Below are 13,138 nucleotides of genomic sequence, written 5' to 3' on the forward strand. Positions count from 1 at the left end.
GTGCCTCCGAAAACGAAATGGTGCGCGGGACGGCGCAGGGGCTCGACGGTGCCATCCGGGTGCACGATTACCCCGCCGCCAGAGGGGATTCCGAGCCCGGTGACGGCTCCCTTCAGCAATTCAACCGTCCGTGATAGTCGCGCCCATTCAGCTTGCTCGTCGTGCACGTCGATGATCATGGGGACCAGACTGAACACATCGAACAATTCGGTCTCGGGGGATTGCGCTGTCCCGGCGATCCCATAGCGTCCGAGCTGGACCGCGCCGGCCGATATGCCCACCAGAACCGCCCCTTGGGCATAGCGGCCGAGAATCACCTCCTTCATGCCGGTGACCTCGAAGGTGTTCCAGCCCAGACGCACGTCGCCGCCCGCCAGGACGATCAACCGGGCACGCTCCAGGAAGTCGCGATCGTCGGGGCCGAACGACGACACGATCATGCGACGGTCGGTGATTCCGAGCCCTTCCATTGCCGCCTCGAAGATTTCGTAGAACTCCGGCCGATCCCCGTTGGAGGCACCGATATACGCGGCGGTAAGCGGTGCGTCCGCAGCCAATCCATCGAGGGCCGTCTCGAGGAGCAGTTGGTCCTGTCGCCGCCAATACAGCAGCTGACTGTCCGCCAGCAGATAGAGCGGCTGAAGTTCTGGCGTCCTCTCAGTCACCGGCGTTGTCAACGAGTGGCGTTGGGGGACTGAGCTCATCGAACCGCGCGAGGGCGGCGTCAAGGTCTGCTTCATCGAATAGTTCGGATCGATTGATCCGGTCGCCTTCGACCATCAAAAGATGGATCATCCGCCACTCAGCGACGAAGCCTTCTTGCGCGGTCCCACGCGCGGTGTAGGTGACGACGGCGCCGAAATCGCTGAGGCGATGCACCGCCTCGATGTGGACACTGATATCTGGCATGAGGTCCCAAGTGGCGCGGATGTTTGGGAGCAGATCACTTGCATCAATTGTCACGAGCCGCCGATGGTCGATGGTGACCCAGTCCGCCGACGGGAGTTCGTGCCGGTTGAACGCGGCGCATTCCTGTGCGATGACCGACCATGTTTGCGCGTGGGCGGCCGCCTCGCCGGTGAGATATCGAGCGTCGAGCTCCGCGAAGGCGGATTCGATGTCTTCGACGTCAAACAAGACGTACGCCGCGATCCGATGGTCGGTGCCGAGTTGGATGACGCCGAGCATTTCGACGCTGAAATCTCCCTGCCGCAGATCGCGGTTCGGCGCCCTCACTCGGGTCAAGGCGAGCTGCTGCCCGCGGATTGCAATTGCGGTCGACGTTGCGTCCGCCACAGCATCGCTCAGAGCTCGGAGATTTGCAATCAAGACATCGCGTCCTTGCCAGACACCGATGTTCACCACGCGGCGGCGATCCTCGACAGAACAGTTGTCGCTCAGGACTTCGGCCATCGCCGCCCAGTTGCGAAGCCGGACATGCGCATAGAATTGATCGTCTGCTCGGCTCGCAGCATTCTCAAGCGGTCGTTTGTGCGGTTGCAGCTCGTCGAACCGCGCCAGCGCGGCGTCGCGCTCCGCCCCGTCGAAGACTTCGTATCGGCTGAGCAGGTCACCTTCGAAGGCAAAAATGGTGATCGTCTGCCACTCGGCGTCAAAGCCCTCTTGTGAGGTCCCTTCCACCACTTGGGTGGCGACGGCGCCGAGTTTTGTCAGCCGATGCACACTCTCGATGTGGACGTGCACCTGCGGGAGAAGGTCCCACACGGCACGAACAGTTGTGGCAAGATCGGCGCCCTCGATTGTCACGCCCCGTCGATGGTCGATGTAAACCACGTCCGGCGTCATCGCGAGAGGCTCGCGGCGATTGAACTGAGCGTGGCCTTGCGCCACCAACGACCACACGCGCGCGTGGGTGGCTGCTTCGCCCGCGATGTACCGACCTTCGAGCTCGGCGAAGGCGGCGTCGACGTCGTCGGCGTCGAATATGGAGTGAACAATCATCCGGTTGTCCCCGTCGACCTCCACGACGCCGATCATGTCCGCGCTGATCTCACCGGGCTCAAGTCCGTGGGCGGAGGACCGAATGCGGGAGAGGGCAAGGCGTTGACCACGAGTCGCGTGGGCCGTCCAGACAACGCCCTCGAAACCCACCTCAGCGACTGCCCCCAGGTTTGCCAGGTTCACATCGCGTCCGCGCAGTTCACCGGAGTTGACGACCCGGCGGTTGTCATACGACACAACGTCCTTGGCGAGCACCTCGGCCATCGCGGCCCAATTTCGCGTCTCGAGGCACGTCCAAAACCGTTCATTCACTTGGCTCGCCGCATTTTCCAGGTGGTGCGGCCGCGGTTGCAGTTCCTCAAAGCGAGCGAGCGCGGCTTCAACGTCTGTCTCGTCGAACATCTCGCAGCGTTTGACCAGATCGCCCTCGAACGTGAAAAACACGGTCTCACGCCACTCCGCATCGAAACCCTCATGGGAGGTCCCCCGTGCGGTATGCGTGATGACCGATCCAGTGTTGGTCAGTCGATGCACCGTCTCAATGCACATTTTGAGGTCCGGCGCGACGTCCCACGTGGCCTCGACGTACGGGACGATCTTGCCTGGCTCGAATGTTATCCCGCGCCGGTGATCGATGTTAACGAAGTCGGTTGTGGTTGCGGGTATCTCGTGCCGGTTGAACCCGGCGTAAGTCGGTACCATGAGCGACCAGATGTGCGCATGCGCGGCCGCATCTCCGGCGAGGTAACGGGTTTCGAGTTCATCGAATGCAGCGTCCACGTTGTCGACGCCGAATGTGAGTTGCGCCGCGATCCGTTCCTCGGCGTCGATCTCGGCGAGGATGAGCATGTCGCTGCTGAACTCCCCGTAGTGCAGATTCCGGTTCGGAGAGCAGATGCGAGTGAGGACCAGATGCTCCCCGCGGGTCGCGGTCACTGTTGCCTGCACCGGGGCCGCATCGGCCAAGGCCCGCAGGTTCGCAATCACGGCATCGCGACCGTTCCAGAACCCGGAATTCACTACGTCGTGGCGATCGTCCACGTAACTGTCGTCGGTCAGCACTTCGGCTATCGCCGTCCAGTCGCGGGCCCGGAAGTATGCGAGGTAGCGGTCAAGTGTGCGACTTGCCGCGTTTGCCAAAGGCCGCGCCTGCGGTTGCAGCTCGTCAAAGCGGGCAAGCGCAGCATCGAGATCTGCTTCGTCGAAGAACTCAGAGCGATTGACCACACCGCCTTCGACAGTGATAGCGATAATCATCCGCCACTCGGCGTCGAAACCCTGTAGCGACGTCCCCTTCGCCACATGGGTGACAACCGCGCCGACGGAAGTCAGCCGATGAACGACCTCGACATAGAGGCTGGTGAAGTTCGTATCGCCGAACGCTACACGTAGGTACCCGATCAAGTCACCGGGCGCCATCGTTGCCCCGCTCCGACGGTCGATGTCGACCAAGTCGGGAGTCGCAGGTATTTCCCCGCGGTTGAGGGCCGCGTAGCCTTGCGTGATCACCGACCAGGAGCGAGCATGGGCGGCCGCTAGACCCCCGGCGTACCGACCTTCGAGCTCGGCGAAGGCGGCGTCGATGTCGTCGGGATCGAACAGGACGGCTCCGGTGATCTGTTCGTCGGCGTTGTACTCAACGACCTGGAGCACATCGAGTTGAGTCGCCGGGTGCTCGGGACCCGCGGCTTCAAAGCGCGTGAGAATGAGGCGATCGCCGCGGGTCGCGATGATGTGCGCCGTAACGTTCCCCAGCAACCCCACATCAGCGGATACTCGCAGGTCTTCGATCGCGGCATCTCGACCGCGCCGGATCCCGGCATTCACCACTCGACGGCGATCGTCGTTGGAGTAATCGTCGGTGAACATTTGCGCCATGGCGTCCCAGTCGCGGGCGGCGAAGAGTGCCAGGAAGCGCTCGTGCACCGGATTTTTCAACCGCGGCGGCTGTGGGCGGAGCTCCTCGAAACGTGCGATGGCGGCATCGAGATCCGCCTGGTCGAAGACCTCGCAGCGGTTGATCAGGTCACCGTCCAGAGTCAGAAGGGTCACCTCAAGCCACTCGGCGTCGAAGCCGTCCGGCGACGTCCCATGCGTCCTCTGGGTGACGACTGCTCCAAGGTTGCTCAGCCGATGCACCGCATCGACGTAGATCTTGGCCTGCGGCGCGAGTTGCCATGTGGCATGGATGTATGGAACCAGGTCGCCCGGCAAGAACGCTCGCCCTCGCCGGTGGTCAAGATTTACCCAGCCTGGCGTCGTCGCGGGTAGCTCGTGGTTGTTGAACGCCGCGAAATTTCGTAACAGAGTCGACCACGTATGCCGATGGGCGATGCCTTCACCCGCGAGATAACGCTTTTCGAGTTCCTCGAAGGGGGTTTCAAAGTCGTCGGGGTCGAAGACGACCGTGGCCACAAATCGGTTGTCCTCGTTGACCTGCACGACGGAGAGTGCCGCAGCTTGGAACGCTGCGGGCAGCGAATCTTGGCTGGCGAAGGTGAAACGGAAGAGCGTGAGGCGCTCTCCGCGGATCGCAACAACCGCGGCCCGCACATCAGACCTCCAAACCTCTGCGGTGGCCCGCCAATTCGCCATCTCGATATCTCGACCGCGTCGCATTCCGGCGTTTATGCCTCGACGGCGGTCATCCGAGCAGAAATCTTCATCGATCAGGTCGGCCATGGCATCCCAGTCGCGGGCGGCAAAGTGCGCCAGGAATTGCTCAACCGCTCGGCTCGCTTGGTTCTCTAATCGCGGTGCCTGCTGGCTGAGCTCTTCGAACCGCGCGAGTGCGGCGTCCACGTCCGTCTCGTCGAACACCTCGCAACGGGCGAGTCGGTCACCATCGACAATGTGAAGCATCACCAAGCGCCACTCGACTTCCAGGCCATCGGGCGAGGACCCGTGCGCATAGTTGGTGATCACGGCCCCGAAGCTGTTGATTTGATGCGCTATTTCGATATGCACCCTGAAGTCGGGGGTGAGATCGAAGAGGGTGTGGATGGCTGACGTCATGTCGCCGGCGGCGAATGGTGTGCCTCGCCGATGGTCGATCGTGACCCAGTCTTCTTGGGGAAGTTCGTGCCGGTTGAACATAGCGTGCACGCCTGCTATTACCGACCACGTATCTGCGTAAGCAGCTGCTTCGCCTGCGAGGTAACGACTTTCGAGTTCCGTGAAGGCGGTGTCGACGTCATCGAGATCGAACGCGATGTGTGTCGCGATGTGGTCGTCGGTGTCGGTCTCGACGATGGTAAGGAACTCGACGTCGAACTCTTGGCCCTGCAGGTCGTGGTTGCGGCCACGAAGCAGGGCGAGGCGACTTCCGCGGATCGCGATGACGGTCGACGTTATGTTCGCTCCCGACTCCGCGATAGCTCGGTGGTTGGCGACGACCACATCGCGACCGCGCCAATGTCCGAAATTCACCATGTGCCGACGATCGTCAACCACGGTGTTTTCCGCCAAGATTCCGGCCATCGCGTCCCAGTCGCGCGACGCGTAGTACGCGTATAGCCGTTCGCCCGCTTGGCTTGCCGCGTTCTCCAACCGCGGCGCCGGGCGGCTGAGCTGATCGAACGTCTCGAGGGCAGAGTCGATGTCCGCCTCATCGAAAAGCTCACTGCGGCTGATCATGTCGCCATCGACCGTCAGGATTTGGACGCCCCGCCACTCGGCGTCGAAGCCGTCTTGCGAGCGTCCATGGGCGGAGTGGGTGACAACCGCTCCCTGGTTGTTCAAACGATGCACGGCCTCGATGTACGTGCGGATGTCTTGGCCGAGATCCCATCCGGCGCGGATGTATGAGAGGAGGTCACCGGGTGCATACGCTGCCGCCCGTCGGTGATCGATGCTCACGAAGTTCGGTGTTGTGGCGGCAAGTTCGTGGCGGTTGAGCGAGGCGTAGGCATTCGCGATCAGTGACCACGCCTGCGAGTATGTCGCCGCTTCGCCGGCGAGGTACCGCGCGTCGAGTTCGGCGATGGCGGCATCGAGGTCGTCGAGATCGAACACGACGTCAGCCACGATTCGCTCTTCGGTGTCGATCTCGACGATACTGAGGGCGTCGTTTTGAATCGCGTCGGGGTCGTGGCCCGAGACTCGAACTCGTGTGAGGGCAAGGCGCGCACCGCGGATTGCCAGGGAGCCCACCATCGACATCGTGAAGCCGACATCGACGGTCGCCCGCGCATCTTTGATGTTGGCATCTCGACCATGCAGGATCCCGGCGTTCACCACTCGCCGGCGATCGTCGACCGAGACATCCTCCGCGGTTATTCGAGCCACGGCGTCCCAGTCGCCGGCCGCGACGTACGCGTAAAGGCGCTCGAATACACGCGTTGCGGCGTTCTCCAGCCGCGGCGCCGGCCGGCTCAGTCGATCGAACCGCGTGAGCGCGGCGTCCAGGTCCTCCTCGTCGAATAGCTCGATGCGGCTCACCATTGCACCGTCGACTGCTAAGACTGCAACCCCCCGCCACTCGGCATCGAAGCCGTCGCGTGAAGCTTCCTGTGCGGCGTAAGTGATGACTGCTCCGCCACCGTTCAGCCGATGGACAGTAGCCACGTAGGAAGTGACGTCCTGGCCGGCGTCCAGTCCGGCGTTCATGTAAGCCATCAGGTCGCTGGGCCCCATCGCGATCTCCCGCCGGTGATCGACGTTGATGCAGTCCGCCGTTGTCGGTGGTTGCTCGTGTCGATTTATCGCGGCGTAGCTGGCACTGATGACCGACCATGTCTGTGCTTGCGTGGCAGTTTCGCCGGCGACGTAGCGTCTGTCGAGCTCCGTCATTGCAGCGTCGAAGTCGTCGGGGTCAAACACGACCGCCTCCGCCAGCTTCCGGTTGGCGTCGATCTCCGCAACGAGAAGGGTTTCGATTCGGAATGATTCGGGTCTCTGGTCTCGGTTCGAAAAGCGGATACGGGTGAGGGTGAGGTGTGTGCCGCGGGTCGCGATGAGGGTCGACGTCGCGTCGGTGAACCCGACGTTCGCCGCCGCCCTGAAGTCTTCGGTCGCGGCACCTCGGCCATATCGAACGCCGGCGTTCACGGCTCGTCGACGATCATCGACCAAGTAGTCGTCGGCCATCATCGCCGTGATGGCTTCCCAGTCCCGGGGCGCGAAGTTCGCCAGGAAACTCTCTACCACTTGGCTTGCTGCGTTTCCCAGCCGCGGCGCGGGCCGGCTGAGCTGATCGAACCGCGTGAGCGCGGCGTCAAGGTCTGCCTCGTCGAAGAACTCGGAGCGGCAAATCCGGTCGCCGTCGATCATAAGCACGCAGATGGCCCGCCACTCGGCGTTGAGACCCTCTGGTGAGGTCTCATGCGAGACGGTACTGACCACCGCTCCATGACTATTCAGCCGATGCGCGGCCTCGACGAAGCTGCTCAGATTGTGCGTGAGGTTCCACGAAGCGAGCAATGCAGGAAGTTCACCAGGCGCAAACGAAGGCCCACGCCGGTGGTCGATGTTGACCCAATCCGGCACCGTGGGAAGGATCTCGCGGCGGTTGAGCGCATAGATCGCTTGCGTGACGACCGACCACATCTGCGAACAGGCAGCCGCCTCACCGGCAAGGTAGCGCGCATCGAGTTCCGCGATGGCCGCGTCGAAGTCTTCGAGGTCAAATGCGACGTGGGCGGCCAACCGCTCGCCGGCATCGATCTCAACCACGCTGAGAAACTCGATACGGAATTCCCCAGATTGCCGATCGTGCCCAAAGATAGTCGAACGACATAGCGCGAGGCGTGCGCCACGGGTCGCGGCGACGCTCGATGTGATCTTCTCGCCGCCGAGTTCGACAAAGGCTTGACCGTTGGCGATCTCGACATCCCGGCCGCGCCGGATGCCCGAATTCACCATGTGTCGACGATCGTCGTTGATCATGTTCTCCGCCAGGGCATTTGCCATGGCATCCCAATCGCGGGCCGTGAAGTACGCGTTCACGCGGCCGTACACCTGGCTTGCTGTGTTCTCGAGCCGCGGTTCCGGTCGGCTGAGCTGATCGAATCTTGCTATGGCAGCAGCGATATCGGTCTCGTCGTATAGCTCGCAGCGGTTGACCGTGTCGCCTTTGACTGTTACCAGTGCGGTCTCTCGCCACTCGGCATCGAAGCCCTCATGGGAAGCGCCTCGCGCCGAATAGGTGCACACCGCGCCAAGCTCGCTAAGCCGATGCACAACCTCGACGTAGGACCGAATGGACTGGTCGAGATCCCAGCCGGCGCGGATGTATTGGTCCAATTCGCCTGGCGCGAATGCTGCCGATCGGCGATGGTCGAGACTCAAGCAATCGGGCGCCACCGCGGGGTATTCGTTCCTGCTGACCGACGCGAAGGTTCCCGCCACAACCGACCAAGTGCCCGCATAAGGGGCCGCTTCACCGCCGAGGTACCGGCGATCGAGCTCAGCGATGGCGGCGTCGAGGTCTTCGAGGTCGTACGTAACGACGACCGCAATCCGGTCGTCGTCGTCAATGCCGACGACGTTCAGTGCGTCGTTTCGTGCCGCGTCCGGGTCGCTGCCTTCGGCACGAACTCGTGCGAGGACGAGACGCTCTCCCCGGATCGCAATGGCGCTTACCATCGAGATCGTGAAGCCGACATCGACGGCCGCCTGCAAATCTTTGATCACCCGATCTCGGCTGTGTTGGGTTTCGGCACTCAGGATCCGTCGGTGGTCGATGCCGACGTAGTTCTCCGCCACGGTCTGCGCCATCGCGTCCCAGTCACGAGTCGCTAAGTGCGACCACACGTGCTCGAATACCGACGCTGCCCTGTTCTCCACTCTGCGCACGTCGGGGCGTCGTGCTTCGAGCCGTGCCTGCGCAGCATCGAGTTCAGCGACAGCGGCATCCGTGTCTTCGACGTCGAACCACAGCTGAAGCGCGATTCGACCCGACTCGTCGATGCCGCACAGCGACAGAAATTCGTCTCGTGGCGCCCCAGGGCTCGCGTCGTTACTGCCTACCACTACGCGAGCGAGAGCCAGGCGCTCGCCTCGCACAGCGATAGCGACTTGGTTGAACCGTAGGTTGGCCGCCTCGACAGCACGCCTGCTCTGATGTGCCCAGTCCGCCGGTGCCAGGTCGGTCGTGAAACCGACGATCTTCCGACGACTCTCGACGAGGCCCTCAGGCGCATACAGCTCCTTGAGCGCATCCCAGGCCTCGCTATGAATGGCAGCAATGACGCGTTCGGTCACTCGTACGCATGCATTCTCGAGATCAACAACCGGCTTCTCGGGTGGCGCCGGGGCAGTTGGCACGCCGCCCTCGCCGAGAATCCGACGCGCCCTCTCCGCCAGCGCCGCAGCGCCTTTGCGCTCATACAAATCGACCGCTCGCTCGGCCGCGGCTCGCGCCCCCGAGCTATCACCGGCGACGCCCAAAACCGTTGCCAGGGTGTGGCATGCGTCGCCGTGATCAACCAGGGCGTCCGTGCGCTCGGCCAACGCGACCGCGTCTTCGGCCACCTGCCTGGCGGCCTCGTAGTCCCCGCCGCGCGCCAGCAGGTGCGCCCGCAGCGTCCGCCATGCGATCGACGCCTTCAACGCGTGCCCGGCGAGACGCTCACTCTCGGTGCACAATTCACGAGCTTCATCATCCCGCCCAAGAGCAAGGCACGCCCTACCGAGCAGCGCGGCGGTCTCGGCGGTGTCGGCGTCCAACCCCATGCGACGGAAACCGTTGTAGGCCTTACGCAAATGCGGCTCCGCGGAGGCGGCATCGTCGACGATGAGTTCGACAATGCCGGCGAACTGCTCAACTTCGAGCAGCGCATGGCGCAGGCCCAGTTCGGTTACCGTCCGCCGGGCCGAGTCGATCATCCGCCGGGCCGCCGCGGCGCGACCGCGGAAGGCCTCCAAAACGGCCTGGCATCGCGTCGACGTGGCCTCGACGGCGGGGGAGTCGGTCGTGATCCGAAGCAGTCGCACCACGTCGAGACAGCGCCCGCCTGCGCGCGGAACCGGATTGGGGCCCCACAGCGCGGCGAGCGGCGCGCCCGCCAATACCGCGTTCACCCGGCGGTGTTCGCGCGCCCGCCGCGCCGCGGTCAACGCATCGTCGAGGGCGGCCTCGCTGTCGCCGATGCGCCCGAGGCGAGCGAGGCATGTCGCCCGAACTGTGTGCGCCTTGGCTTCCCCTGCGGCGTCGTCCAACTCGGCGAGTTTGGCCGCGGCCGCGCCTAACGCAGATTCGACCTCGTCCAACCGCTCGGGGTGAATCAACATCGAGAGTTGGCCGTCGAAACACGTTGCCCATGCCGCCAGTCGCGCCGAATCCACTGTTGCGTCTTGCAATTGGGACACGGCACCCGCCGCCGAAGTCACGTCTCCCGCTGCCAACAGGGCTTCGCAACGCGCGACCAACAGTTCGGCGGTCTGCTCGTCGCGATCGGGCAGCTCGTCGTCAAGCTCCTCCAGCGCGTGCAGTGCGTGATGGTAGAGGTCGGCGGCACCCTCGTAGGCGAGCCGCGCCATCGCCTGGTCTGCGGCGCGCCGGCAGTAGAAGACCGCCTTGGCCGCGTTGCCCGCCCAAGCACATTCGTAATAATGATGAGCCAATTCGGCTAGCAGCTCGTCGTCGGCGCCGGGCATCGTCTCCAGGGTCGCGGCGATGTGCTGGTGCAATCGCATGCGTCGCACGGATGCCAGTTCGGCCAGCAGTGACTGCCGGACGATCGCGTGATTGAACCGGTAGAAGCCGCCGGGCTCTTCGATGACGATTCCGGCTTGGCGTGCTTCGTCGAACGCGTCGACGAGGTCGCTTCCGACCACTTGCTCGACGAGCTCCAAGGCGAACCGGCTGCCGATAACCGCGGCGGCGGCAAGGGCTTTGTTGGTCTCGGTGGGCAGTCGAGAAAGTCTGCGGCTCACCGCTTCTCGTACGCCTTGCGGCAGGGTGCTCTGATCCCAGACGCCGCCACTCTCGTCGACATGGCGTAGGGCCTCGATGAGGAAGAACGGGTTTCCGCCCGTGACCGAGGCCAACGCGTGGGCGAGTTCCTCGTCGTCGTAGCCGGCCTCGGCGACGTAGGCCGTCACGTCGTCCTCGTCCAGTCCGCCGAGGGTGAGCCGGTTGGCCGTCCCGTCGCGGTGCAGGTCGGCGAGCATCGCGGCGAGGGGATGGGAGCGGTCGAGGTCGGTGCTGCGGTAGGTGCCGACGATCTGCAGGCGGGCGTGGTCGCCGAATCGCAGCAGGTGCCGCAACAGGAGCAGCGTCGGCTTGGCCGCCCAGTGCAGATCATCGAGGATCAAGACGACCGGTGCGCTCGTGGACGCGACTTCCAGCAGCGCGACGACGGCATCGAACAGTGCGTAGCGTTCGGTGTCGGGGTCGGGGTGCGCCGGGGGACTGAGGTCGGGCAGGGCATCGGCCAGCCCGGGCGCCAGTGGTAGCAGCGCTTCGACGCCGCGCAGCCCCCTCAGCCGGTCAGCACCCACGCACGGCGCCAGCGAACGTAACGCCTCGGCGAACGGCTGGTAGGGCGCTCCGAGGTCCTCGTCGCACCGGCCGTACAGCACGACGGCCCCTTGCGCGTAGGCCTGTTGCGACCACTCACCGGCCAGACGCGTCTTGCCCACTCCGGGTTCGCCGGCGATCAGCACGGTGCGCACACCGCCCGCGAGCGCGATCTGCCACGCCGAAAGCAGCCCCTCGAGTTCTCGGCCACGTCCCACGAAAGGCCCCGGCCCGACCAGGACCGCGGGGAAGTTGGGCCGCGCCATCGGCGCTTCGAATGCTTGCGATTCCGATTGTCCGGCAATGGTTTCCAGTCGCAGTTCGAAGACATGCTCGGGGCGCGTCAGGTTTTTCAGCTGGCGCATCCCCAGGTCGGTCAGCATCACGTCGTCGGCCAGCGAGTCGATGACGAGCTCGGCGGTCGCTCCGGAGCACAGGATCTGGCCACCCTCGGCCAGTGACCGCAGCCGCGCGACCCGGTTGACCGCCCGGCCGAAGTAGTCGCCGTCGCGAAGCTCGACCTCGCCGGTGTGCAGCGCCATGCGGACGCGGATGGGATCGCGCAGCGCCCACGGCTCGTGCGTGATAGCGTCTTGCAGCTCAATTGCCGCGGCGGCCCCCGCCGAAGGCCGGTCGAAGACTGAAAACGTCGCATCGCCTTCGCCGCGCGTCTTGATCAGCCGGCCGCCCCTCGACGTGACAACCTGTTCGACCAGCTCGTCGTGGCGTGCCAGCGCCCCCGCCATCGCGCCGGCCTCCGCCTCCCAAGCCGCCGTCGACCCCTCGATGTCGGTCAGCAAAAAAGTCACGGCGCGCGTCACCGACGGAGCGTGTTGTGCCACAGCGATATCCAGCGAGGCGTCCTGCGCCACGATCGCAGCCTCGAGCCGGCGAAGCTTCGGCCCGGGATCCACGCCCAGCTCGTCGGCTAGCAGCGATCGTGCCCGTTGATACGCGCCGAGGGCCTCGCCTTGGCGGCCGGCGCGGTAGAGGGCGAGCATCAGCTGGCCCCATCGCCTCTCCCGCAGCGGGGCCTCGGCCACCGCGGCCTCGAGATCCCCGATGACTTCCGCGGCGCGACCCGTGGCCAGCAGCGCGTCCGTCCGATCCTCGACCAGCGCGGCATGACCCTCGATCCACCGCGTCTTTTCCGATGTCCCGCGCCGGCCGTCGGGAAGTTCGGGAATCCCGCGCCACAGGGCGAGGGCCTCGTCGAACCGCGCGAGCGCCTGGCTGGTGTCGCCCGCGGCGGCGGCATCGCGTCCCAGCCGGGCGGCCGCTTGGTAGCGCGAGGCGTCAATTTCGCTGTCGGCGACGGCCCACCCCGCCCCCTGGGTCAGAACGAAGCCGTCACCCAGGGCGCGACGCAGCGAAGAGATGTGGGTCTGCAGTGCCTTGGCGGCGGTGCGCGGCGGGTCTTGGCCCCAGAGCAGCTCGACGAGGGTGTCGGCCGGTACGACGGAACCGCCGTGCAGTCCGAGCATCGTCAGGATGGCGCGCGATTTCGCGCCCGGTATCGCGACGGGCGCTCCGTCCTGCCGGACCTGGAGTGGTCCCAAAACCCCCAGTTCCACCGATGAAAGCGTACTCACCCCAGCTATCTTCGGCGGCAAATTCAATACTCGGTCAAGATCGGGTAAAGCCACGCTGCCTGCAGTTCGTCCACCGCGCACAACCTGACGTGACCTCGGCCGATGTCGGCCAGCTACCGAG

Annotated in this window: 2 protein-coding genes; both read right to left on the reverse strand. The window is 64.6% G+C overall.

The genetic code is table 11. The features are described 5' to 3' along the window. The coding region (locus A5688_RS07395; protein WP_242663196.1) for a Type 1 glutamine amidotransferase-like domain-containing protein at positions 1-677 on the reverse strand (677 nt) is incomplete at its 3' end. Continuing rightward, positions 658-12,999, reverse strand: coding sequence for a BTAD domain-containing putative transcriptional regulator (locus A5688_RS07400; protein WP_068268107.1), 12,342 nt, complete (start codon positions 12,997-12,999; stop codon positions 658-660). The genes A5688_RS07400 and A5688_RS07395, both read right to left, overlap by 20 nt. Positions 13,000-13,138 lie beyond the last annotated feature (139 nt).

The organism is Mycobacterium mantenii, from assembly GCF_001667865.1.
In the GTDB taxonomy this organism is placed as follows: Bacteria; Actinomycetota; Actinomycetes; order Mycobacteriales; family Mycobacteriaceae; genus Mycobacterium; species Mycobacterium mantenii_A.